The sequence below is a fragment of the Mesorhizobium sp. WSM4898 genome, from assembly GCF_029625845.1.
Classification (GTDB): Bacteria; Pseudomonadota; Alphaproteobacteria; order Rhizobiales; family Rhizobiaceae; genus Mesorhizobium.
Genome location: NZ_JARTVQ010000006.1, coordinates 21,028 through 45,000, shown reverse-complemented (window position 1 = coordinate 45,000; position 23,973 = coordinate 21,028). Strand labels below are relative to the sequence as shown.

Below are 23,973 nucleotides of genomic sequence, written 5' to 3'. Positions count from 1 at the left end.
GCATGCACAGGCGATGAAGGACGTGATACGCTGCGATAAGCTACGGGGAGGTGCGAATACCCTTTGATCCGTAGATCTCCGAATGGGGAAACCCACCTAAGGTACTTGGAAAATCAGAGCAGCAGGGCAACTGACGCGGCAATCCCAAAAGGATTGAGCGTGGGGCGACGATCTCTTTGGGATCGCGCTGTTTTTGCTGCTGTGGTTTCCAAGTATCGATAATAGGTAACTTATCCTGAATACATAGGGATAAAGTGGCGAACGCGGGGAACTGAAACATCTAAGTACCCGTAGGAAAGGACATCAACCGAGACTCCGGAAGTAGTGGCGAGCGAACCCGGACCAGGCCAGCGGCGATTGAGAGACAAGCGGAACCTTCTGGAAAGTTGGGCCATAGCGGGTGACAGCCCCGTACGCGTAATGCGATCAATCGTCCTTGAGTAAGGCGGGACACGTGAAATCCTGTCTGAAATTGGGAGGACCACCTTCCAAGCCTAAGTACTCGTGCATGACCGATAGCGAACTAGTACCGTGAGGGAAAGGTGAAAAGCACCCCGACAAGGGGAGTGAAAGAGTACCTGAAACCGATTGCCTACAAACAGTGGGAGCCCGTCCTTCAAATCGCTTGACGATTTGAAGAACTTTTGATTTTGCCATCAAGAGCGCAAGCGCTTTGATGGGCGGGTGACCACGTACCTTTTGTATAATGGGTCAGCGACTTAGTGTGACGAGCAAGCTTAAACCGATAGGTGTAGGCGCAGCGAAAGCGAGTCTGAACAGGGCGTTCAGTTCGTCGCATTAGACCCGAAACCGAGTGATCTAGCCATGAGCAGGCTGAAGGTAAGGTAACACTTACTGGAGGGCCGAACCCATAACTGTTGCAATAGTTCGGGATGACTTGTGGCTAGGGGTGAAAGGCCAATCAAACTCGGAAATAGCTGGTTCTCCGCGAAATCTATTTAGGTAGAGCGTCGACCGAATACCCCAGGGGGTAGAGCACTGGATGGGCTAGGGGTCCTCACCGGATTACCAAACCTAACCAAACTCCGAATACCTGGGAGTACTAGTCGGCAGACACACGGCGGGTGCTAACGTCCGTCGTGAAAAGGGAAACAACCCTGACCTACAGCTAAGGTCCCCAAGTTATGGCTAAGTGGGAAAGGATGTGAGGATCCCAAAACAACCAGGATGTTGGCTTAGAAGCAGCCATCATTTAAAGAAAGCGTAACAGCTCACTGGTCTAAATAAGGGTCTTTGCGCCGAAAATGTAACGGGGCTAAAGCCATACACCGAAGCTTAGGGTTCGTGAGCAATCACGAGCGGTAGCGGAGCGTTCTGTAAGCCAGTGAAGCCGTACCCGTGAGGGGCGGTGGAGGTATCAGAAGTGCGAATGCTGACATGAGTAACGTAAGGGGAGTGAGAGACTCCCCCGCCGAAAGACCAAGGGTTCCTGCTTAAAGTTAATCTGAGCAGGGTTAGCCGGCCCCTAAGACGAGGCGGAAACGCGTAGTCGATGGGAATCACGTTAATATTCGTGAGCCTGGAGGTAGTGACGGATCACACAAGTTGTCCAATCTTATCGGATTGAAAGGGCAGCGGAGTGGTTCCAGGAAATAGCTCCTCCTTATAGACCGTACCCGAAACCGACACTGGTGGTCTGGTAGAGTATACCAAGGCGCTTGAGAGAACTATGCTGAAGGAACTCGGCAAATTGCACGCGTAACTTCGGAAGAAGCGTGACCCTTTTTTGCGCAAGCAGAGGAGGGTGGCACAGACCAGGGGGTAGCGACTGTTTATCAAAAACACAGGGCTCTGCGAAGTCGCAAGACGACGTATAGGGTCTGACGCCTGCCCGGTGCTGGAAGGTTAAGAGGAGGGGTGCAAGCTCTGAATCGAAGCCCCAGTAAACGGCGGCCGTAACTATAACGGTCCTAAGGTAGCGAAATTCCTTGTCGGGTAAGTTCCGACCTGCACGAATGGCGTAACGACTTCCCCGCTGTCTCCAGCATAGACTCAGTGAAATTGAATTCCCCGTGAAGATGCGGGGTTCCTGCGGTTAGACGGAAAGACCCCGTGCACCTTTACTATAGCTTTACATTGGCATTCGTAGTGGCATGTGTAGGATAGGTGGTAGGCTTTGAAGCCTGGGCGCCAGCTCAGGTGGAGCCACCCTTGAAATACCACCCTTATCACTATGGATGTCTAACCGCGGCCCGTTATCCGGGTCCGGGACAATGTATGGTGGGTAGTTTGACTGGGGCGGTCGCCTCCTAAAGAGTAACGGAGGCGCGCGATGGTGGGCTCAGAACGGTCGGAAATCGTTCGCTGAGTGCAATGGCATAAGCCTGCCTGACTGCGAGACTGACAAGTCGAGCAGAGACGAAAGTCGGTCATAGTGATCCGGTGGTCCCGTGTGGAAGGGCCATCGCTCAACGGATAAAAGGTACGCCGGGGATAACAGGCTGATGACCCCCAAGAGTCCATATCGACGGGGTTGTTTGGCACCTCGATGTCGACTCATCGCATCCTGGGGCTGGAGCAGGTCCCAAGGGTATGGCTGTTCGCCATTTAAAGCGGTACGTGAGTTGGGTTCAGAACGTCGTGAGACAGTTCGGTCCCTATCTGCCGTGGGTGTAGGAATATTGAAAGGATCTGTCCCTAGTACGAGAGGACCGGGATGGACGGATCTCTGGTGGACCTGTTGTGGCGCCAGCCGCATTGCAGGGTAGCTATATCCGGACGGGATAACCGCTGAAGGCATCTAAGCGGGAAACCCACCTTGAAACGAGTATTCCCTGAGAACCGTGGAAGACGACCACGTTGATAGGCCGGGTGTGGAAGAGCGGCAACGCTTGAAGCTTACCGGTACTAATAGTTCGATCGGCTTGATCGTTCTCATTCCTAATATCCATCCGACAAAGTCGGAGGTCTGCCAGCGCTCACGCATGAGCGGCCCTTACGGGCCTATGCTCCGCGAGGGCGCCGGACGACCGGCGACGCGCAGTCGCGCTTGCGGGCTTCGCCCGTAGGCAAAACGCAGACGTCGCCTTGGCACAAAACGACGATCCTTTGGATCGCGCTTGAACAGCTTCTCGATTTGAACGTGCGTTTCGCCGACCTGGTGGTTATGGCGGAGCGGCTGCACCCGATCCCATTCCGAACTCGGCCGTGAAACGCTCCAGCGCTGATGGTACTTCGTCTCAAGACGCGGGAGAGTAGGTCGCTGCCAGGTCCGCCAAGCGCACGTTCATCTCACATCCGGATCCGGATGCAGACAAATCTTCTCCTTGCGATTGTTGTGATGCATGTCGTTGCCTCAAAACCGCTAACACTTTTGAGCGACATGCATGAGGCCCGCCAAACGGGATCCCGGGCCGCGCAAGCGGCCCTTTCATTGGGCGGTCCCTTGAATACGGTAAGCGCAAACTTACCTCTATGGTGACGCGGGGTGGAGCAGCCCGGTAGCTCGTCAGGCTCATAACCTGAAGGTCACAGGTTCAAATCCTGTCCCCGCAACCAATCCAAAAACGCCCGCCTCGTGCGGGCGTTTTTGTATCTGGCCATACTGGCCGGCTGATGTGAGCGGTCATCAGGCCCGCAAGCAGCGAACCGACGCAGCGCCGGCAGACAAGCCAAATCCTGTCCCCCACACCAATCCGCGGCCCGCCAACGCAGGCCGTTTGCGTTTGCGGCCCTACATTGCCCTCAAGCTCGACTCGACTTTTTGCTGCGATGGTCGCCCGGGCGTGCGTCGTCGGAACGATGCTCGAGGAGGAGAGCTTCGCCGTGCGCGTGGAAAGCACCACCGGGGCCTTCGTGGAGCCGGCGGGTGCCGAAGTCGGCCTGATGGTGCAAAGCTTGCAAAGCTGAAGAGGCCAACCTCACCAAAGCGGCCGAAACGGCGCTGGCCTTGGCGGCTATAACGCGGCATGTCGCAATGGGGCCCGCTCGCGGCGCCGACCGGTCATGAACCGGCGGCGACGTCCATGCGTTGTGTCTCAGCCGGGTGAGTTTGGAACAGCGAAGGAGTCGGAAATGACCACGCATCCCAGCACCAATCGCTTGTCCGCACAGGAGCTGCACGACATCGATGCCTACTGGCGTGCCGCCAACTACCTGACCGTCGGGCAGATTTATCTGCTCGACAATCCGCTGCTTCGCGAGCCGCTTCGGCTGGCGCACGTCAAGCCCAGGCTGCTTGGGCATTGGGGAACCTCGCCGGGCCTCAGCTTCATATACGCGCATCTCAACCGCGCGATCAGACTTCGCGATGTCAACGTCATTTACATCTGCGGCCCCGGCCATGGCGGACCGGCCATGGTTGCAAACAGCTATCTCGAAGGCACTTATAGCGAGATCAATCCGGATATTTCCCTCGAAGAGGCCGGAATGAGGACGCTCTTCCGGCAGTTTTCCTTTCCGGGAGGCATCCCGAGCCATGCCGCTCCCGATGTGCCCGGGTCGATCCATGAAGGCGGCGAGCTCGGCTACGCGCTTTCGCATGCCTTTGGCGCGGCCTTCGACAACCCGGATCTTATCGTCGCCTGCGTCGTCGGCGACGGCGAGGCGGAAACCGGCCCGCTCGCCACATCCTGGCACTGCAACAAGTTCCTCAACCCGGCGCAGGACGGCGCGGTGCTGCCGATCCTCCATCTCAACGGCTATAAGATCGCCAGTCCCACCATTCTCGCCCGCATCTCTGACGAACAATTGCGGGCGCTATTCGTCGGCTATGGCTACGAACCGCTGTTCGTCGAGGGTGACGATCCGCCCCTGATGCATGAGCGGATGGCCGTCGTACTCGACGATGCGCTGGACCGCATCCAGGCAATTCAGCAGGCGGCGCGCAGCGGCGGAGAGACTGCCGACGGCCGGCCGAAATGGCCGATGATCATCCTTAGAAGCCCGAAGGGCTGGACAGGCCCCAAGGAGGTCGACGGGCTGAAGACCGAAGGATTCTGGCGCGCGCATCAGGTTCCGCTCTCCGGTCTCGCCGAAAACCCTGCGCATCTGAAGATGCTCGAGGAGTGGCTGAGAAGTTATCGGCCCGAAGAGCTTTTCGATGCCGAGGGCGCGCCAGTGGCCATGATCCGCGCCACTGCCCCGCAAGGCGGCAGACGCATGAGCGCCAATCCGCATGCCAATGGCGGCCTGCTGCGCCGCTCCCTCCAACTGCCAAGCCTACAAGAGCATGCCGTATCTGTCCAGCAGCCCGGCGGCGTGAAAGCAGAGTCGACCCGTGTAATGGGCGGTTTCCTGCGCGACGTCATGGCATTGAACCAAAGCGCCAAAAACTTCCGCATTGTCGGTCCCGACGAGACGGCTTCGAACCGGCTGCAGGACGTCTTCGAGGTGACCGAGCGCGCCTGGATGGAAAAGATTCTGCCCGAAGATGTGCATCTCGGCCGCGAAGGCAGGGTTCTGGAAATCCTGTCCGAGCATACCTGTCAGGGCTGGCTGGAAGGCTATCTGCTTACCGGCCGGCACGGCCTGTTCTCCTGCTACGAGGCCTTCACGCACATTGTCGATTCCATGTTCAACCAGCATGCGAAATGGCTGGATGCCTGCGGCAAGCTGCCGTGGCGGCGGCCGATTGCGTCCTTGAACTATTTGTTGTCGAGCCATGTCTGGCAGCAGGAGCACAATGGCTTCAGCCATCAGGATCCGGGCTTCATCGATGTCGCCTTGAACAAGAAGGCGGACATCGTGCGCGTCTATCTGCCGGCGGATGCCAACAGCCTGCTTTGCGTGACGGATCATGTGCTTCGGACATGGAACCGCATCAATGTGATCGTCGCCGGCAAAGCCAATTCCTGGCAGTGGCTGTCGATCACCGAGGCGAAAGTCCACTGCAAGGCCGGTATCGGCATATGGGAGTGGGCGTCGATCGACAGCGGGGCAGAGCCGGATGTGGTGATGGCCTGCGCCGGCGACGTGCCGACGCTTGAGACGCTGGCCGCGGTCCAAATTCTGAAACGCCACGTTCCCGGCCTCAAGGTGCGGGTGGTCAACATAGTCGACCTGATGACTTTGCAGCCCAAGGAACACCACCCGCACGGCCTGTCGGATCGTGGATTCGACGCGTTTTTCACGGCCGATAAGCCAGTCATCTTCGCGTATCACGGCTATCCATGGACCATCCATCGCCTGACTTACCGGCGGACCAACCACGACAACATCCACGTGCGCGGCTACAATGAGGAAGGGACGACGACGACGCCCTTCGACATGACCGTGCTCAATGGCCTCGACCGCTATCATCTCGTCTTGGGCGTGCTCGACCGCATTCCCGAGCCGGCCGGCGCGCATATCCGGCTGAAGCAGGCGATGGAAGGCAAGCTGATCGAGCACCGGGCCTATATCCGCGAGCATGGGCAGGACATGCCCGAGGTCCTCGGCTGGAAATGGGAGCAGTAGTCGATGCCGAAGCGCCAGGCCAAATGGACGAGCGCACGATTGGCCGGGACCGGCCGACCATGACCGATGCCATTCTCGTCCTCAACGGCGGCTCCTCAAGCCTGAAGTTCGCCGTGTTTCAGCAGCAAGACGAGCTTCACCTGCTGGTGCGCGGCAGCGTGTCGTCGATCGGACATCATCCACGATTGCATGTCGCGCCCTCAGAATTGTCACGCGAAATCGACAGGAGCCTGGGGGACGAACCGATCGGGATAGCAAAGGCGTTCGAGGCCATAGTTTCCTATCTCGAGGATCACGCTCTTTTGCGCCGGATCGGCACGGTCGGGCACCGCATCGTCCATGGCGGGCAAGAACTTACCCAAGCGACCTTGCTCGACGAGCGCACGCTCGACGCGCTGCATAGGCTTGAGCCGCTCGCACCCATCCATCAGGCGATCAACCTGGAGATCGTCCAACTGGCCGGTCGGCTTTTGCCCGAAGCCAAGCAGGTCGGCTGCTTCGATACGGCCTTTCACACGGCGCGGCCGGAGCTTGCCAGGCTCTATGGCTTGCCGCGAGAGATGTCGGAACAGGGCCTCGTCTCCTACGGCTTCCACGGGCTCTCCTACAGGCACATCGCAGCGAAGCTCCGCGAGCGCTACGGCGACGCTGCCGGTGGCCGAACGATTGCCGCCCATCTCGGCAGCGGCGCGAGCCTGTGTGCGATGAAGGCAGGAGTAAGCCTCGCCGCGACCATGGGTTTTTCGACGCTTGACGGCCTCGTCATGAGCACCCGTTGCGGCGCCATCGATCCTGGCGTGATCCTGCACCTTCTGCAGGAGCGCAAGCTGTCGGCCGACCGAGTGACCGAATTGCTCTACGAGCAGTCCGGCCTGCTGGGCGTATCCGGCATTTCCGGAGACATGCAGGCGCTGCTTGGGTCGAAAGACCCGGCGGCGGCGCGTGCCGTCGCGCTCTTCGTCTATCGCGCCGGACGTGAGATCGGATCGCTCGCGGCCGCGCTTGGAGGCCTCGACACGCTCGTGTTCACCGCCGGCATCGGCGAAAATGCATGGCAGATCCGGCAAGAGATCTGCGAGGCTGCTGCCTGGCTTGGTGTCGTGGTCGACCATGGTTTAAATCGCAGCGGCGAAGCGCTGGTCAGCGCGCGAGAGTCCAGCGTCGATGTTCTTGTCATTCCGGCCGACGAGGAACGTGCCGTGGCCACGCAGCTCCTCGCCCTCGAAACGGTCTGATCTGCCCGCGGCAGGATCGCAGGGATTAGCTCGGTAACTTGGCGCAGAGCTTCCGCTGAACCAGGACGAGCGTCGGGCGATCGGGCGTCGCGCGGCCGTTTTCGTTCGCGTCACTTTCCCTTCAAGCTCGACTCGGCGATGGTCAGCCCGGCGCCTCGCTGCCCTATATCCGGCCGCGCGGCCAAATGCATAAGGAGCGGAAGATGCGGCAGGCACTGATCGTATGGGGCGGCTGGGAAGGGCATGAACCCGAAGCCGGGGCGCGCCTCCTCAAAGCGATGCTTGAGGAGGAACGCTTTGCCGTGCGCTTGGAAAATACGACCGCGGTGTTCGCCGACCCGGCGATCGCCGACCTCAGCCTGATCGTGCCGATCTACACCATGTCCAAGCTCGCCAAGGCCGAAGAGGCGAACCTCACCAAAGCGGTCGAAAACGGCGTCGGCCTCGGCGGCTATCACGGCGGCATGGGCGACGCGTTTCGCGAATCGACGGACTACCAGTTCATGTGCGGCGGCCAGTGGGTCGCCCATCCCGGCAACATCATCAACTATCGTGTGAATATCGTGCGGCGCGACGACCCGATCGTGGCAGGCATCGACGATTTCCAATACCGCTCCGAGCAATATTACATGCATGTCGATCCATCGAACGACGTGCTGGCGACCACCACCTTCTCGGGCGAGCACGCGCCGTGGATCGCCGGCGTTGTCATGCCCGTGGTTTGGAGGCGCCGGCACGGCAAAGGGCGGGTGTTCTATTCGTCGCTCGGCCACGTGGCCAAGGAATTCGAGGTGCCGCAGATGCGCACCATCCTGCGCCGCGGACTTGTGTGGGCGGCGCGCTGAGCGCGCCCGTCGGTGCGGGCTGACGCCAGTGGCGGCCGGATTTCCCGAACCGAAAGCATCACCGACCCGCTCCTATGATCATGACAGATCATATGCATGAGTGATTTACATAAGACGTAAGCTTTCATACAACTGCCGGCAGCAACTTGCTCTATCGGGAGAGGATTGCGTGGAAAATATCGTTCCTTCGGACGCAACCGGGTGGATGCCTTCGGTCGACCAGGGCGGCGCAAGCGTGCACAACGCCGTCGTCAGCGTGCTGGGCAGCCGCATCCTGGGCGGCGACTATGCTCCCGGTGCAGCCTTGCCGCGCGAGGAGGAGCTCTGCGCCATGCTGGGCGTCAGCCGCACCTCGGTTCGGGAAGCGGTCAAGGTGCTGTCGGCGAAAGGTCTTGTCGAGGCCAGGCGGCGGGCGGGCGTGCGCGTGCTGCCGCGCGACAGCTGGCGCCTGCTCGACCCGGTGGTGCTCGGCTGGCACCCTTCCATCCAGGATGACGAGGAGCTGGTTTCCGGCCTGCTCGAGGCGCGCCGCATCTTCGAGCCGGCGGCGGCCGAGCTTGCGGCAAGGCGCGCCAGCGCCGCCGATCTCGCCGAAATCGAACGCGCGGTCGTCGGCATGCGCGACAATATCCCGGGCGACCTCAACGCAGTCTGCCAGGCGGACCTTGCCTTCCACAAGGGCGTCATCGCCGCCAGCCATAATGTCGTGCTCAAGGGGCTGGTCGGCATGCTGGAAGCTGCCCTGCGCGCCACCTTCCTGGTCACCAATCCGTTGATGGAGGCGCAATCGCGCGCGCTGTCGGCGCATGTCGCGGTGCTGGAGGCGATCCGCGTCCGCGATACCGCCGGCGCCCGCGGCGCCATGAACAGGCTGCTTGACATCGCCGCCGACGATCTTCACGCCAGAGGGTGACGTTTCCGGCTTGACGCCATTTTTTATCATATGATATTTCAATTTCATATGATCTAATTAGCGTCATGGGAGGAGTTGCGCTTGAGGATCGTGGCCATCACCACGCGCGTCGTGAACGCGGATATGCGCAACTGGGTGTTCGTGCGTGTCGAGACCGACCAGCCGGGCCTCTACGGTTGGGGCGAGGCGACGCTGGAATGGAAGACCCAAGCCGTCGTCGGCGCCGTCAATGACCTCGCGCCGCTTCTGGTCGGCCGCGACCCGCGCGACATCGAGCAGGCGGTGCGCATCCTCAAAAAGCACTCGTTCTGGCGGCTCGGCGTCATCGGCATGTCGGCGGTTTCCGGCATCGAGCTGGCGCTCTGGGACATTTTTGGCAAATGGCTCGATCAGCCGGTCTGGCGCTTGCTCGGCGGCAAGGTGCGCGACCGGGTCAAGGTCTACACGCATCTCGGCCTCGGCGACATGCGCGCCGTCTACGAAACGTTGGAGACCGAGCCGTTGGTGCGGCGCGCCTCCGAAGTGGTTGCCACGGGCTATCGCGCGCTGAAGGCCGTCTTCATCCCCTACAGCCACTATCATGCGCCGCTCGTCGAGGTCGACAAGGTCGGCCGCCTAATGGAAGCGCTGCGCAAGATAGTCGGTCCCGAAGTCGAGATCATGGTCGATTTCCACGGCCGTCCCGCCTCAGCCTCCACCGCGCTCGCCTACATCGACGCGCTTGCGCCCTACCGACCGATGTTCGTCGAAGAGCCGCTGCCGCCGGGCGAGACCGGCGCGCTGGCGCAGCTCGTCGCCAAATCGCGCGTGCCGATCGCCACCGGCGAGCGGCTGATCGATCGTCCCGAATTCGACGACCTTTTCCGGGCAAGGGCGGTCGACATCGTGCAGCCGGACATCTGCCACTGCGGCGGCCTGCTCGAGGCGAAGAAAATCGCCGCCATGGCCGAGGCGGTCTCGGTCGGTGTGGCGCCGCACAATCCGCTCGGTCCGATCGCCGGCGCTGCGGCGCTGCATTTCGCGGTCTCCACGCCCAACCACCTGATCCAGGAAGAGATGGTCGGTGCCGTGCCCTGGTATTTCGAGGTGGTGAAGGGGCCGATCCGCATGATCGACGGCTGCTGGCAGGTGCCGGATGCGCCCGGGCTCGGCGTCGAGGTCGACGAAGCGGTCGCCGACCGGCATCCCTACAGGCCGGAGGTCATGCACACCACCAATGCCGTCCTTGCCGACGGCACCATCGTGGACTGGTGACCATGGCCGGGCGACTGAAGGACAAGGTGGTGATTGTCACCGGCGCCGGGCGCGGCATCGGCGAGGCGACGGCGCGCGCGATGGCCGCCGAGGGTGCGGCCATCGTGGTGGCCGAAAAGGATGCGCTCAGCGGAAAGAGCGTTGCCGCGTCGCTGGTCGAAGCCGGCGCTCGGGCGCTGTTCGTGGAGACCGACGTCGCCGATATCGCATCCTGCAAAGCGATGGCCGAGCAAGCGCTTGCCACCTTCGGCCGCATCGACGTGCTGGTCGCCAATGCCGGCATCAACGTTTTCCACGAGCCGCTGGAAACCACGGAAGAGGAATGGCGGCGCTGCTTTGCCGTCGATCTCGACGGGGTGTGGTATTCGGCGCGCGCCGTGCTGCCGGCGATGCGGGCTCAGACGCAGGGTTCGATCGTGGCGATCGCTTCGTGCCATTCTTTCGCGATCATCCCCTCGACCTTTCCCTATCCGGTTGCCAAGCACGGACTGCTCGGCCTGGTACGATCGCTCGGCGTTCAATACGCGGCCGAGGGTGTTCGCGTGAACGCGATCGCACCCGGCTACATCGAGACGCAGATCGCGGTCGACTACTGGAACACCTTTCCTGATCCGCAGGCGGAGCGCCAGCGCACCTACGACCTGCACCCGCCGCGCCGCATCGGGCGGCCGGAGGAGGTGGCGATGACTGCCGTCTTCCTCGGCTCCGACGAGGCCCCGTTCATCAACGCGGCCTGCATCGTCATCGATGGCGGGCGCTCGGTTCTCTACCACGAATGAGGTTTCGCACCGGCGGCCGGTCGCCGGAAACGTCTTCAAGCAAAAAAGACTCCCGCCGGCCGGGATCGATATGGAGGAGGAAACCATGAAACGCATGATCAGGATGTGGCTTGCTGTGGCCGCGACCGCAGCCGTCGCGCTGACGGTCCATGGCGCCGGCGCGCAGGACAAGATGAAGTTCGGCTATATCAACAAGATGGGCGACCATCCCTGGTTCGTCCGCGAGGTGAAGGGTGCCAAGGACAAGGCCGCCGAGCTCGGCGTCGACCTGCTTGTCCAGGACGTTCAGTTCGACGCCAACCTCGCCGTCACCACCTTCGACACCTATGTCGGCGACGGCGTCAAGGGCATCGCCGTGGTGGTGCCGGACCGCTCGCTCGGCCCGGTCGTCGCCGACAAAGCAAAGGCCGCCAAGATCGGCCTGATTGCTGTCGACGACGACATCGCCTTCGCCGACGGCACGCCGGTCGCCTATGTCGGCATGAACGCGCTCAACATCGGCAAGCAGGTCGGCGGCGAGATTGCCCGCATCGTCAAGGCCGAAGGCTGGGACAAGGACCTCTCCAAGGTGCGCGTGGGCTCGATCGAGGACCAGAAGGCCGACACCTGCATGCGCCGCAACAAGGGCGCGGAGGAAGCGCTGGTCGCGGCAATCCCGGAGATCAAGTCGCGCATCGTCTCGATTCCCTATGACAACACGATGGTTAACTCGATCGATGTCGTGTCGACGACGCTGACGGCCAATCCGGACGCCGAGAAGTGGATCTTCTACTCCTGCAATGACGACGGCGTGCTCGGCGGCGTGCGCGCCACGGAGAATGCCGGCATGAGGCCGGAGAACGTCATCGGCATCGGCATCGACGGTTCCCGCTCCTGCGAGGCCTTCGGTTCCGGCAAGCCGACGGGCTTCCGCGGCACGATGTGGCTGGACAGCGCCAAGCACGGCGCCGCCGCTATCCAGGCGCTCTACGACCAAGCTACCGGTAAGGAGATGCAGAAGGACTATTTCCAGGACGCCACGCTGATCAGCGGCGAGAACTTCGCCAAGTTCAAGGACACTCTCGGTTGCAAGTCCTAGGCTCCCTTTCGGGCTCGGGGCGGATGGCCTTTGGGCGGGCGGCTTCAAAGGGAGTCTCCCGCCCATGACCGTGCCCGTCGTTGCCGTCGAAGGCGTCAGCAAGCGCTTCGGCGCCGTGCAGGCGCTGCGCGACGTGTCGGTCGCTTTCAACGTCGGCGAGATCACCGCGCTGATCGGCGAGAACGGCGCCGGCAAGTCGACGCTGATGCGCGTGCTGGAGGGCGAGCATCGGCCGGATAGTGGCCGGGTCCTGGTCGACGGGGAGCCGGTGCAGCTCAGCTCGCCGCGCGCCGCACACGGCTCGGGCATCCGCGTCATCCACCAGGAGCCGGAGATCATCCCGGAGCTTACGGTGGCGGAAAACATCTTCATCGGCGACATCAAGGCGCGGGGCGCAATTTTTCTCGACCGCGCTGATCTCGAAAGGCGCAGTCTCGACCTATTGCGCACCTTTGGCGTGGTCGACGTGCTTTCGCCCGGGCAGCGCTGCCATGGCCTGAGCCCGGCGCTGAGGCAGCTGATCGAAATCATGCGCGCGCTGCGGCCGGGCGCGCGGCTGCTTGCCTTCGACGAGCCGACCTCGTCTTTGACGGAGGACGAGGCGCAACGGCTGTTCCGCGTCATCCGGCGCCTGAAGGCCGATGGTGTCGCGGTGATCTACATCTCGCACCGGCTGCGCGAGATCATCGAGCTTGCCGATCGGTGCGTGGTGATGCGCGACGGCAGCCGCGTCGCCGACGAACCAATCGCGGCGCTCGACGAGCAGCGCATGGTGCGGCTGATGGTCGGCAGGCCGGTAAGCGACCTGTTCAACCGAAAAGTGCGTGCGCTCGGGCCGGTCCGGCTGGCGCTCGAAGACGTCACGACACGCCGCGTCGACGGGATCAGCTTCGAGGTCAGGGCAGGCGAGATCGTCGGCCTGGGCGGATTGGTCGGCGCGGGACGGACGGAAGTCGCGCGCGCCGTCGTCGGCCTCGATCCACTGCTCTCCGGGCGGATGGCCGTCGGCGGCCGGCCTTACAGGCCGCGCGAGCCGGCGGATGCGGTTGCCGCCGGAATCGGACTGGTGCCGGAGGACCGCAAGCAGGAGGCCCTGCTTTTGATGCAGGCGGTGCGCGACAATGTCAGCCTCGTGGTACCCGACAAGGTGTCGCGCTACGGCTTCTTCAGCCGCAGGCGCGAGCGCGCGCTGGTCGCCCGCCATGTCGCCGAGCTCCGGGTCAAGACGCCGTCGATCGAGCAGGCCGTCGGGAAATTGTCCGGCGGCAACCAGCAGAAAGTTGTCTTCGCGCGCTGGCAGGCACGGGGGCCGGCGGTCCTGATCCTCGACGAGCCGACGCGCGGCATCGATGTCGGCGCCAAGGCGGAGATCTACAGGCTCATCGAAAGCCTGGCCGACCAGGGCCTCGCCATCCTGCTCATCTCCTCGGAGATGCCAGAGCTGCTCGGCCTTGCCGACCGCGTCCTGGTCATGCAGAGCGGCCGCATTAGTGGCGAGCTGCCGTGGCAAGAGGCGAGCGAGGAGGCGGTGCTGGCACTGGCCATGCGCTCGGACAAGAAAGCAATCGAAAGGAGGGTGTCGTGACCGATACCGCGACCGCCGGACGCGAGCGCGCGCCGGCCAGCCTGTTTGGCCGCATCGGCGCGCAAAACATCAGCCTGCTGATCGCTCTGGTCGTGCTGCTGGCGATCTTTGGCGTGTTGAGGCCGGACGTCTTCTTCACGCCGCGCAACCTGATCAACATAGGCCTCGCGGTCACCATTCTCGGCATCCTGGCAATGGCGCAGACCGTCGTCATCGTATCGGGCGGGCTCGACATCTCGGTCGGGTCGATCGTCGGCCTGAGCACGATGGTGCTGGCCGTCGCCGCCCAGGAAACCGGCTCGATCCCCGCCGGCATCCTCGCCGGCCTGCTCGCCGGATTGCTGGCAGGCGCAGTCAACGGGCTGATCATCGTCTACGGGCCGGTCAATGCGGTGATCGCGACGCTTGGCACGATGTCGGCCTTCCGCGGCCTCGCCTATCTGATGAACAACGGCAATTCCATACCGATCACCGGCGACAGCCTGCGCGCGCTGGGCATCGGCACGCTGTTCGGGCTGCCCTTCGCCATCTGGCTGCTGATCGCGGCGATGGCGGCTTTCATCGTTTTCACCCGTGAGACGGTCGTCGGCCGCAACATCTACGCGCTCGGCGGCAATCCGACGGTGGCGCGGCTCGCCGGCATCCCGATCCGCCGCTACCAGATCTCGATTTATGCGATGAGCGGCTTCGCCGCGGCGGTGGCGGGTCTGGTGCTCGCCAGCCGCACCATGTCCGGACAGCCCGCCTCCGGCAGCCAGGGGCTGGAGCTCGAGGCTATCACCGCCGCGATCCTCGGCGGCTGCGCGCTGCAGGGCGGCAAGGGCACGATCATCGGCGCCATGTTAGGGGTGCTGATCATCGGCGTCCTCAACAACGGCATGATCCTGACCTCCGTGCCGACCTTCTACCAGCTGCTCGCCAAGGGCGCGCTGCTGATCCTGGCCGTCATCGTGCAAGAGCGCCAGCGGGCCCGGTCGGGAGAATAGCCCCGCGCGGGGTTAGACGCTTTCGAGATAGGTCTCGATCTCGAAGTCGCTGACATTGAGCGCGAAGGTGTTCAACTCCTGGCGTTTGCAGGCGATGAAAGCGTCGCGCAGCACGGCCGGGAAGATTTCGGCGACGCGCTTGCCGGTCTCGAAGGCGGCGATCGCCGAGGCCCAGTCAGGCGGCAGCTTGGCAAGCGTGAGGCCCTGTCCCTCGCCGCCGGTCGGCTCGCCAGGCGACAGCTGCCGCTCGATGCCCATCAGCGCGGCACCCAGGATCGCCGCCAGCACCAGATAGGGATTGGCGTCGGCCCCGGAAACGCGATGCTCGATGCGGCGCGCGGCAGACGGGCCGCCTGGAATGCGGATCGCCACCATGCGGTTTTCGTAGCCCCAGGCGACAGCCGTCGGCGCATAGGACCGTGGCCGCAGCCGGCGATAAGAATTGAAATGCGGCGCGAACACCAGCGTGCTTTCGGCCATGGCCGCGAGCAGGCCGCCGACGGCGTGGCGCATGGTGTCGGAGCCCTGGTCGCTGCCGTCGTCGAAGATGTTGCGGCCGTCCTTGTCGAGCACGCTGAAATGAACATGGAAACCGTTGCCGGCGCGCTCGCCATAGGGCTTGGCCATGAAGCAGGCGGCAAAGCCGTGCTTGCGCGCGATGCCCTTGACCGTGCGCTTGAAAAGCACGGCGTCGTCCGCGGCGCGCAAGGCATCCGGAACGTGGTTGAGGTTGATCTCGAACTGGCCGACGCCGTTCTCGGCGATCGCCGTATCGACCGGAATGCCCTGCATGCGGCAGGCTTCGTAGATGTCGTGGATGAAGCCTTCGAAATCGTCGATTTCGTCGATCGAAAGCGCCGCATCGGAATCGAGACGCCGGCCGGTGACCGGCGAGACAGGACCGACCGGACGCTGCGATGTCGGATCGACGAGATAGAATTCAAGCTCGGTCGCGGTAACCGGCGTCAGACCAAGCGCTGCGTAGCGGTCGAGGATGCGGGCGAGCGCGCGGCGCGGATCGCCGAGATAGGGTGCGCCGGCCTCGTCGGCGAGCCACAGGGGCAAAAGCGCCGTCGGATACGCCGTCCAGTTGACGGGCAGGATGCCGCGTCCGGTCCAATGGCAAAGCCCGTCGGCGTCACCGGTCGAGAAAACCTGGGCGTTGCCTTCGATGTCCTCTCCCCAGATGTCGAGCCCGATCAGCGAATAAGGCATGCGCAGCTTGCCTTCGAGCGCCTTGCGCGCCTGCTCGACCGGGATGCGCTTGCCGCGCATGATGCCGTTCAGGTCGCACACCGCGGCCCGCAGGCTCTGGATGTCGCTTCTGCTTTGAAGCCAGTTCAAAACGTCCGCAATTGCATCGCCCAATTTCCAGCCCCTGTTCTTTCGGAGGTGCTGCAGCCGTTCCGGCTACGATATCCATTCTACAGCTTGTGAGTTTATGAAGGTCGCCACGGATGGTTCCAGGCGATGTTCCTTCATTTTTTCAATTCACTAGCTGGGATATCGGGCGGCATTTTGGGTCCATAGCTGCGATCTGCGATCGCAACATAGCTGGCCGCTAGGGGAAAGCCAAGGGGGCATTTGCGCGGTCAACGGTGAGCTGGCTGCCGGTATCGTGATGGCCGAGGGCAATCCCTCGATCTACGTTGAGGCATTAGTGCCGCAATTCAGGAAACTTGATCTGTTTGAGAATGTGCGTCGCGCCCTCGTCGATGTCGCGCACGATGGCCGCGCGGGCTCGTTCGCCGTCCTGGACCTCGATCGCCGCCACGACCTCTTCATGATAGTCGATGCCGAGAATGCCGGCGAGGTCGTCCTCGAAGCCGATGCGCAGGTTGCGGAGAAAGGGGCCCACCTGCATCCACACGGTCTCGATCAGGAAGATCATCTGCTCGTTGCCGCAGTGGCGGTAGATCGAGAACTTGAAGTCGTGATTCTTGCGCAGGTAATCGTCGATGTCGCCGCTGCGGGCGGCCTGGGTGAGCTCTGTGCAATGTCGGCGGATGGCGCGCAGATTGTTGCCGTTGATGAGGCTGGTGGCGAGCTCGGTGGCCGTGCCTTCCAAGACCATGCGCACGTCGGTGAGCTGCTGGAAACGGTCGGCCGAAATCATCGGCACCTCGACGCTGCCGTTCGGCATCGGGCTCAGCGCCCTGAGCGCCTGCAGCCGCATGAAGGCGCTGCGCACCGGCATGTCGCTGGTGCCGAGCTCCTTGGCGAGCTTGCGCGAGGTCAGCTTCTGGCCGGGCTGGAGCTGACCCGACATCAGCGCCCGCACCAGTTCCAGATAGACTTTCTCATGCAGCGGTACTGTGTCGAGGGCAGTCAGTCCGAATTGTGTTTTGTCGGCCATTGGCTATGCGCTACTTCGTCCGTCCCTGAAATCTGGTTTAGCCGCTCTGTCTGCCAACCACGACACTTGGCCGGCGGCCCTCGATCGCACGATAGACGGTTAACGCGCGGCGCCGCAAGTGAGGCAGGGGCGGCCTTCCCTGCCTGACCCGAACGGCGCCCCTGGGCATGCGCGCCGTGGAGCGGTTCCAGTTAGCTGGAGACGCACTATCCGATGCGCGCGTCGATGATCTCGACGAAGCGCGCGAAGAGGCCGGCCTGCGACCTGATCTTGAGCTTGCGATAGATGTTGCGGCGATGGACCTTCACGGTCCCTGGGACGATCCTGAGTGCCCTGGCGATCGATTCCGTCGAGTGACCCTGGAGCACCAGGTCGACGACCTGTTTCTCGCGCGAGGTCAGCGACAGGCTCTTCCAGATGTGGGCGCGATCCAGCTCATTGGTCACCGCCGCAGCTTCGCCCGGCGGCGCAACCGTGGTCTCTTCGGCAGGCAAGGCTGGCCAGCGCTGTCGGCAGAAGCCGACCACCGCGGGAGCCATGTCGCGCAACAGCCTGGCGTCGGCTGTTCCGAACGGCCCCGAGGCGCGCAGCCGCATCAGCGACAGCACTAGCGCATCCTTGCCGGCCAGCGGAACGAAGAAGCCGACCTCCTCGGCGAGCCGGGTCTGGCTGTAGTACGAGCGGTAGTACTCGCTGGCATAGAAGCGGTCCGGCGCCAACTCGCGCATGCGCCAGAAGCCTTCCCTGCGCTCGACCGCGGCGTGATGGAAGGGGTCGAGCAGATAGGGCCCTTCCTGATAGAGCGCGACGAAGATGTGGCTTTCGGCCGGCGAGAAGGTCTCGAACAGAAGCGGCGGCCGCGCAGCACCCCGATAGCCGAAGACGACGCAGTGATCGAAGCGGACATGCCCGCGCAGCCAGCCGACGATCGCCTTGCCGAAATGATCGCCGGTCTCGCGCGCCGCGGCAATCACGGCGCCGAGCGCGTTGTAGTCGTCGCTGCGGGAGGCGCTCAATTCATACCCCTCGAAATGCTAAAATCAATTAAATATACCACCCGCGAGGTATATACTAGGCGCCATTGGCTCTGCTAGCTTTGCAAAGATTGCCTCACGCTGTCGCTGGAGCCGTGGCTTGACTGCAGTGCCCGATATCGAGTTTCGCGCGGTCACCAAGCGCTACGGCGCCGTCACGGCGGTCAGCGGCATCGACCTTGCCATCCCGCCCGCGGCCTTCGTCGCCCTGCTCGGACCATCCGGCTGCGGCAAGACGACATGCCTGCGTATGATCGGCGGCTTCGAGCAGCCGAGCGACGGGCAGGTGCTGATCCGCGGCCGCGACATGGCCGGAACGCCGCCTTACCGGCGTCCGGTCAACATGGTGTTCCAGCAGTACGCGCTGTTTCCGCATCTCGATGTCGAGGAGAACATCTCCTACGGACTGCGCCAGGCAAGGCCGCGTCTGTCATCGCGCGAGATCAGCCTGAAGGCAGGCGAGGCGTTGGCCATGGTGCAGCTTGCGGGCTACGGACGCCGCAAGATTCACGAGCTTTCCGGCGGCCAGCAGCAGCGCGTCGCGCTCGCCCGGGCGCTGGTCAACAAGCCTGCGGTGCTGCTGCTCGACGAGCCGCTGGCGGCGCTCGACAAGAAGTTGCGCACAGACATGCAGATCGAGCTGCAGAACCTGCAGCGCGAAATCGGCATCACCTTCGTTCTGGTCACCCACGACCAGGAGGAGGCGCTGTCGATGAGCGACTTCGTGTGCGTCATGAATGGCGGCCGCGTGGTGCAAATCGGCCAGCCGAGCGAGATCTATGACGAGCCGGCCGATCTGTTCGTCGCCGATTTCGTCGGCAAGACGAATCTGCTCAGCGGCAAGGTGGCCGGGCTCTCCGGCGACCTCGTCGACGTGGCGCTCGCCGACGGCACGGTGATTTCGGCGCGCAAGCGGGTACCGCTCAGCCGGGGCGAGGCCGTATCCGTCAGCCTTCGGCCGGAATCGCTCAGCCTCTCGGCGCCGGGAGGCGGCGGCCTCAAGGGCATTGTCCGTAACCGCATCTTTCTTGGCTCGACCGCGGAATACGCGATCGAAGTGCAGGGCATTGGATCATTGCTTACCAAGGCCGATCACGTGACTGGCCGGGGCAACCTTTTCAAGCCGGGCGAACCCGTCGCCATCGGCTTCGCCGCCGGAGCGCCGCTGGCGTTTCCGCAACCTAAGAACAACGGGACCAACCAGAGGGAAGACCAACATGTCAAAATCCTATCGTGACGGACTGCCGATAAGCCCCGAAAAATTCGTCGACCAATTGATGCGCCTGAAGCGCGGCTCGATCAGCCGGCGCGACTTCCTCGGCCTCACCGGCCTCGGTGTCGCGACCGCGGTGATGGCGCGCGAGCTCGGCATCAGGCCGACACCGGCCTTTGCTGCCGAGAACCTCGGCGACCGCATGTCTATCGCCACCTGGCCGAACTATCACGACCCGCAGACCTTCGAGAACTTCAAGGCCGAGACGGGCGTGGCCGTCGAGGTCAACGTCTTCGGTTCGAACGAAGAGATGCTGGCCAAGCTGCAGGCCGGCGGCTCGGGCTGGAGCCTGTTCGTGCCGACCAACTACACCATCTCGACCTATAAGAAGCTCGGCATCATCGAGCCGCTGGACATGGCCAAGCTCGGCAATTTCGACGGCAGCAAGGAAGATGCCCGCTTCACCGCGGAAGGCACGATCGACGGCACGATCTACGCCGTGCCGAAGAACTGGGGCACGACCGGCTTTGCCGTCAACACCAAGAAGCTCGCCAAGCCGATGTCGAGCTGGAAGGAATTCTGGGACACGGCCATGGCGGAAGGCGACGGCCGCACCATGGTGCATGACTACCAGCTGACCACGATCGGCAATGCGCTGAAATATCACGGCTACTCGTTCAACTCGCTGAAGCAGGACGAGCTCGCCAAGGCCGAGGAACTGCTGCTCAAAGTCAAGCCGCATCTCTTCGCGGTGTCGAGCGACTATCAGCCGTCGATGCGCTCGGGCGACGCCTGGATGACGATGTGCTGGACCAATGACGGCGCGCAGCTTCATCGCGATATTCCTGAGATCGCCTATGTGCTCGGCAAGGAGGGCGGCGAGATCTGGACCGACTTCTACGCCATCCCGAAGGACGCGCCGAACAAGCCGGCCGGCTATGCGCTGCTCAACTACCTGATGAACCCGAAGGTCGCCGTCAAGGAGCATCTGGCCAATGGCGCGCCTTCGACCGACGCGCGGGTCAATGCGCTGCTGCCGAAGGAGGTGCTCGAGAACCCGATCCTCTATCCGGCCGCCGAACTTCTGAAGCCGCTCGAGTTCGGCGCCGCCGCGACGCTCACCGATCCGGGCCGCGCCGAGCTGATGGCGCGCTTCAAGGCCGCGTGAATCAGGGCACCAACTCCGGTCAAGTTCTTACCGCCGGCGGGCAGAGGCCCGTCGGCGCCGAAGCGGCTTTTTCAATGCGCGGCAGTCTCCTTCGCAAAAATCTCCTGACCGCCCTACTGCTCGCTCCGGCGACACTGTGGCTCGTCGTGTTCCTGGTCTTGCCGTTCGTCGCCATCGCCATCTTCAGCGTCGGTGAGCGGGCGCCCGAGGGCGGCTACCAGGCAGCGTTCACCGGCGCTCAATATGCCAACCTGCCGGCACGGGCGACCGCCTTCTGGAACACGATGGTGCTGGCGCCGGTCGGCGCGCTGGCCTGCCTCCTCGTCGCCTATCCCGTCGCCTACTACCTGGCGCTGCGCGCGCCGCAGCGCTGGCGGCTGATCCTGCTCGCGCTGATCGTCATCCCGTTCTGGACCAGCCTTCTGATGCGCACCTATGCCTGGATGTACATCCTTGGCGGGCGCGGCATTCCCGCCCTGCTCGCCTATATAGGCATCGAGGATCTCAGGCTGATCAACACGCCTGGCGCGGTGCTGCTCGGCATCGTCTATGGCTATCTGCCGCTGATGATCCTGCCGATTTATGTCAGCCTCGAGCGGCTCGACCGGCGGCTGCTCGAGGCGTCCGCCGATCTGGGTGCCACGCCGCTATCGACCTTCCTCGGCGTCACGCTCCGGCTGTCGCTGCCGGGCGTGATGACCGGCTTCTCGCTGGTGATGATCCTGCTGCTCGGCGAGTATCTGATCCCGACGCTGCTTGGCGGCGGCAAGGTGTTCTTCATCGGCAACGCCTTGGTCGACCTCTTCCTGCAGTCACGCAACTGGCCGTTCGGATCGGCGATTGCCATCACGCTGGTGCTGGTCTCGGTCGTGGTGCTGATCATCGCCAACCGCCTCTCGACCCGGCTTTCGGGCGCCCGCCGCGTGGACCTGATCTGATGCGCGCCTTCGTCGTTGCCGTCTTTGCCTTCCTCTATCTGCCGATCGCGTTGGTCGTGCTGTTCTCCTTCAATGCCGGCCACCACGCCAGCGAGTTCACCGGCTTCTCCGAGCAATGGTACGGCAAGGCGCTGTCGAACCCGTTCCTGGTCGAGGCGCTGAAGAACAGCCTGTTCATCGCCACCACCAGCGCGCTGCTCGCGGCCTTCTGCGGCACGGCCGCGGCGCTCGGGCTGCAGCGTGTCGGCGCGCGGACAAGGGGCGTGTTCGACGCATTGCTGGGTGCCGCGATCGTCGTGCCGGGCGTGGTCATCGGCATTTCGACGCTGGTAGCGCTGGTGCAGCTCTTCGCCGTCGTCAATCCGTTCCTCGCTTCGGTTTGGCCGACCGACCAGCCGCCGCGCCTGGCGCTCGGCTACGGCTCGATTATCGCCGCGCACGGCCTGTTCTCGATGGCGCTGGTGACGATGATCGTCGGCACGCGGCTCAGCAGCCTTGACCGTAACCTGGTCGAGGCCTCGAGCGATCTCTATGCAACACCGCTGACGACGTTCCGCTCGATCGTGCTGCCGCAGATCATGCCGGCTGTGATTGCCGGCTTCCTGCTCGCCTTCACCTTCTCCTTCGACGACTTCATCATCGCCTTCTTCGTCGCCGGCGCGCAGACGACCTTGCCGATCTATGTCTTTGCCTCGATCCGACGCGGGGTGACGCCGGAGATCAACGCCATCGCGACGATCGTGCTCGCCGCCTCGGTGCTGCTCGTCCTGCTCGCGCAATGGCAGCTCGGCCGACGAAAACCATCGCCTTGAAAGACAGATCCATGATTTTGAAAGATCGCATCGCCGTGGTGACGGGCGCCGGGTCGGGCATCGGGCGCGCCGGCGCCATGATCATGGCGCGGGAAGGGGCTGTCGTGGTGATCGCCGACCGGGATCCGGCGGCAGGCGAGGCCACGGCGGCCGCTATCCGCGCAGCCCGCGGCCGCGCCGAAGCGGTCGCGACCGATGTCGCCAACGACACGGCGGTCGAGGACCTCATAGCGGGAACGCTCGGCAAGCACGGCCGGATCGATATCCTGCACAGCCATGCCGGCATCCAGGTCGGCGGCACGCTGACGGAAGTCAGCACCGACGGCATGGACGCGTCGTGGCGGATCAATGTGCGGGCGCAGTTCCTCGCGGCGAAGACCGTCATGCCGGCGATGATCGCGCAGGGCGGCGGCGTCATCCTCAACACTGCGTCCAATTCCGGCGTCTTCTACGATCGCGAGATGATCGCCTATGCCACGTCCAAACATGCGGTGGTGGCGATGACCAGGCAGATGTCGCTCGACTACGCCAAGCACAATGTGCGCATCAACGCGCTCTGTCCGGGCTGGGTCGACACGCCGTTCAACGAGCCGTTCATCACCCAGATGGGCGGACGCAACGCGATCGAAAACTATGTCCGGACCAAGATCCCGATGGGGCGCTGGGCGAGCGCGGAGGAAATCGCCGAAGCAATCCTGTTCCTGGTCTCCGACCGCTCGTCCTTCATGACCGGCCAGGCGCTGGTCGTCGACGGCGGCGAAAGCATCGGCTGAGGCGCGCTTGGCGAGCGATCTACCGGTCGACGGGATTTCCGAATGCCGGATCGCGGCGTCGCGAGTAGGTGTCGATACGCGGCAGATCGTCGGAAAATTCCAGGCAGGGCAGACGCAGCCGCCAATAGGCGTGGGCTTGTGGCCGAAACCGCTCCGGATGGTCGAAGAAGCCGATGGTGACATAAAGCTCGTCGTTCAGTCCCTCGTCGCGATAGGCGATCGAGGTGCCGCATTTCTCGCAGAAGCTGCGGACGATGCCTCGGGTCTTCGAGAATTCCCTGGGCTGGCCGCGGGTCAAGCGGAACTGGTCCAGCCGGTAACCGATCCAGATGGTCAGCGGGCTTCCGATCGCCCGGCGGCAGTCGTCATCATGGTCGAAGCAGATCCAGAACGGATCGCCCTGCATCTCGGCCGCGATCGCCCCGCAAAAACATGCCCCCGTTTCGATCCTGCTTTCCATCCCATCGCTCCTGATCGTGCTGAATTCCGTCGGGCGCGCTGTGCGCCGGTGGCGTGCTCAGTGGGAACATCAAAACCGGCAGCGAGTTCCTTTGGTCGTGCAACGCGCGGAGCGGTCCCAGCGGGTG

The 23,973-nt window shown here is 63.2% G+C and carries 18 protein-coding genes, 1 tRNA gene and 2 rRNA genes (1 of these 21 only partly in view); 17 read left to right on the top strand and 4 right to left on the bottom strand.

Translation table 11 applies throughout. The features are described from left to right. The 12 genes from P9228_RS23160 to P9228_RS23105 form a co-directional block, all read left to right on the top strand. Window positions 1–2,893: ribosomal RNA gene (locus tag P9228_RS23160) — 23S ribosomal RNA — on the top strand; it begins 36 nt to the left of the window's first position. A 224-nt stretch (window positions 2,894–3,117) separates the two neighbouring features. Next, window positions 3,118–3,232: ribosomal RNA gene (gene rrf, locus P9228_RS23155) — 5S ribosomal RNA — on the top strand. 210 nt (window positions 3,233–3,442) lie between these two features. Then, window positions 3,443–3,519, top strand: a tRNA-Met gene (locus tag P9228_RS23150). A 516-nt stretch (window positions 3,520–4,035) separates the two neighbouring features. Then, the gene (locus P9228_RS23145; protein ID WP_278055892.1) at window positions 4,036–6,417 is read left to right on the top strand and encodes a phosphoketolase family protein; all 2,382 of its coding nucleotides are present in this window, start codon (window positions 4,036–4,038) and stop codon (window positions 6,415–6,417) included. A 59-nt stretch (window positions 6,418–6,476) separates the two neighbouring features. After that, window positions 6,477–7,652 carry an acetate/propionate family kinase gene (locus tag P9228_RS23140; protein WP_278055891.1) on the top strand — a complete coding sequence of 392 codons (1,176 nt, stop codon included), beginning with the start codon at window positions 6,477–6,479 and terminating at the stop codon, window positions 7,650–7,652. Between the two features lie 203 nt (window positions 7,653–7,855). Continuing rightward, window positions 7,856–8,497, top strand: a complete 642-nt coding sequence (locus P9228_RS23135) for a ThuA domain-containing protein (RefSeq protein WP_278055889.1) — start codon at window positions 7,856–7,858, stop codon at window positions 8,495–8,497. Window positions 8,498–8,666: 169 nt separating this feature from the next. Next, on the top strand, window positions 8,667–9,410 hold the full coding sequence (locus P9228_RS23130) for a FadR/GntR family transcriptional regulator (RefSeq protein WP_082953630.1): 744 nt from the start codon (window positions 8,667–8,669) through the stop codon (window positions 9,408–9,410). A gap of 90 nt (window positions 9,411–9,500) precedes the next feature. Beyond that, on the top strand, window positions 9,501–10,664 hold the full coding sequence (gene dgoD / locus P9228_RS23125; protein WP_245475357.1) for a galactonate dehydratase: 1,164 nt from the start codon (window positions 9,501–9,503) through the stop codon (window positions 10,662–10,664). A 2-nt stretch (window positions 10,665–10,666) separates the two neighbouring features. After that, entirely contained in the window at window positions 10,667–11,443 is a 777-nt protein-coding gene (locus tag P9228_RS23120; protein ID WP_066990055.1) for an SDR family oxidoreductase, read from the top strand. Between the two features lie 85 nt (window positions 11,444–11,528). Next, window positions 11,529–12,521, top strand: a complete 993-nt coding sequence (locus tag P9228_RS23115) for a substrate-binding domain-containing protein (RefSeq protein ID WP_278055888.1) — start codon at window positions 11,529–11,531, stop codon at window positions 12,519–12,521. Window positions 12,522–12,585: 64 nt separating this feature from the next. Next, window positions 12,586–14,106, top strand: a complete 1,521-nt coding sequence (locus P9228_RS23110; RefSeq protein WP_278055887.1) for a sugar ABC transporter ATP-binding protein — start codon at window positions 12,586–12,588, stop codon at window positions 14,104–14,106. Continuing rightward, window positions 14,103–15,092 carry an ABC transporter permease gene (locus tag P9228_RS23105; protein WP_082953629.1) on the top strand — a complete coding sequence of 330 codons (990 nt, stop codon included), beginning with the start codon at window positions 14,103–14,105 and terminating at the stop codon, window positions 15,090–15,092. Before P9228_RS23110 ends, P9228_RS23105 begins: the two co-directional genes overlap by 4 nt. A gap of 12 nt (window positions 15,093–15,104) precedes the next feature. On the opposite strand, the gene P9228_RS23100 is transcribed toward P9228_RS23105, so the two are convergent. From P9228_RS23100 to P9228_RS23090, 3 genes are all read right to left on the bottom strand, one after another. Next, a complete protein-coding gene (locus P9228_RS23100; protein ID WP_347404321.1) occupies window positions 15,105–16,460 on the bottom strand; it encodes a glutamine synthetase family protein in 1,356 nt (451 codons plus the stop codon). 289 nt (window positions 16,461–16,749) lie between these two features. Then, entirely contained in the window at window positions 16,750–17,448 is a 699-nt protein-coding gene (locus P9228_RS23095) for a GntR family transcriptional regulator (protein ID WP_095780087.1), read from the bottom strand. Between the two features lie 206 nt (window positions 17,449–17,654). Beyond that, window positions 17,655–18,464: a helix-turn-helix transcriptional regulator gene (locus P9228_RS23090; RefSeq protein WP_095783587.1), complete on the bottom strand. Its 810-nt coding sequence runs from the start codon at window positions 18,462–18,464 to the stop codon at window positions 17,655–17,657. 118 nt (window positions 18,465–18,582) lie between these two features. Between P9228_RS23090 and P9228_RS23085 the strand changes: the two genes are divergently transcribed. The 5 genes from P9228_RS23085 (at window position 18,583) to P9228_RS23065 (ending at window position 23,386) form a co-directional block, all read left to right on the top strand. After that, window positions 18,583–19,719: an ABC transporter ATP-binding protein gene (locus tag P9228_RS23085; protein WP_067319026.1), complete on the top strand. Its 1,137-nt coding sequence runs from the start codon at window positions 18,583–18,585 to the stop codon at window positions 19,717–19,719. Then, entirely contained in the window at window positions 19,700–20,863 is a 1,164-nt protein-coding gene (locus P9228_RS23080) for a spermidine/putrescine ABC transporter substrate-binding protein (RefSeq protein WP_095800622.1), read from the top strand. Before P9228_RS23085 ends, P9228_RS23080 begins: the two co-directional genes overlap by 20 nt. Window positions 20,864–20,937: 74 nt before the next feature. Beyond that, the gene (locus P9228_RS23075) at window positions 20,938–21,801 is read left to right on the top strand and encodes an ABC transporter permease (RefSeq protein WP_278055885.1); all 864 of its coding nucleotides are present in this window, start codon (window positions 20,938–20,940) and stop codon (window positions 21,799–21,801) included. Then, the gene (locus P9228_RS23070; RefSeq protein ID WP_066990030.1) at window positions 21,801–22,613 is read left to right on the top strand and encodes an ABC transporter permease; all 813 of its coding nucleotides are present in this window, start codon (window positions 21,801–21,803) and stop codon (window positions 22,611–22,613) included. Before P9228_RS23075 ends, P9228_RS23070 begins: the two co-directional genes overlap by 1 nt. Window positions 22,614–22,624: 11 nt before the next feature. Continuing rightward, window positions 22,625–23,386: a glucose 1-dehydrogenase gene (locus tag P9228_RS23065; protein WP_127325059.1), complete on the top strand. Its 762-nt coding sequence runs from the start codon at window positions 22,625–22,627 to the stop codon at window positions 23,384–23,386. Window positions 23,387–23,405: 19 nt separating this feature from the next. Here P9228_RS23065 and P9228_RS23060 read toward each other — a convergent pair whose 3' ends face one another. Next, complete coding sequence (locus P9228_RS23060) at window positions 23,406–23,846, bottom strand: GFA family protein (protein WP_278055884.1); 441 nt, start codon at window positions 23,844–23,846, stop codon at window positions 23,406–23,408. Between the last annotated feature and the right edge of the window lie 127 nt (window positions 23,847–23,973).

Bases quoted from the DNA above. Each gene is read 5' to 3' on its own strand.
- P9228_RS23065 (WP_127325059.1), top strand. From the start codon at position 22,625: ATGATTTTGAAAGATCGCATCGCCGTGGTGACGGGCGCCGGGTCGGGC.
- P9228_RS23060 (WP_278055884.1), bottom strand. From the start codon at position 23,846: ATGGAAAGCAGGATCGAAACGGGGGCATGTTTTTGCGGGGCGATCGCG.
- P9228_RS23115 (WP_278055888.1), top strand. From the start codon at position 11,529: ATGAAACGCATGATCAGGATGTGGCTTGCTGTGGCCGCGACCGCAGCC.
- P9228_RS23120 (WP_066990055.1), top strand. From the start codon at position 10,667: ATGGCCGGGCGACTGAAGGACAAGGTGGTGATTGTCACCGGCGCCGGG.
- P9228_RS23095 (WP_095780087.1), bottom strand. From the start codon at position 17,448: ATGGCCGACAAAACACAATTCGGACTGACTGCCCTCGACACAGTACCG.
- P9228_RS23110 (WP_278055887.1), top strand. From the start codon at position 12,586: ATGACCGTGCCCGTCGTTGCCGTCGAAGGCGTCAGCAAGCGCTTCGGC.
- P9228_RS23080 (WP_095800622.1), top strand. From the start codon at position 19,700: ATGTCAAAATCCTATCGTGACGGACTGCCGATAAGCCCCGAAAAATTC.
- P9228_RS23140 (WP_278055891.1), top strand. From the start codon at position 6,477: ATGACCGATGCCATTCTCGTCCTCAACGGCGGCTCCTCAAGCCTGAAG.
- P9228_RS23070 (WP_066990030.1), top strand. From the start codon at position 21,801: ATGCGCGCCTTCGTCGTTGCCGTCTTTGCCTTCCTCTATCTGCCGATC.
- P9228_RS23135 (WP_278055889.1), top strand. From the start codon at position 7,856: ATGCGGCAGGCACTGATCGTATGGGGCGGCTGGGAAGGGCATGAACCC.
- P9228_RS23145 (WP_278055892.1), top strand. From the start codon at position 4,036: ATGACCACGCATCCCAGCACCAATCGCTTGTCCGCACAGGAGCTGCAC.
- P9228_RS23075 (WP_278055885.1), top strand. From the start codon at position 20,938: ATGCGCGGCAGTCTCCTTCGCAAAAATCTCCTGACCGCCCTACTGCTC.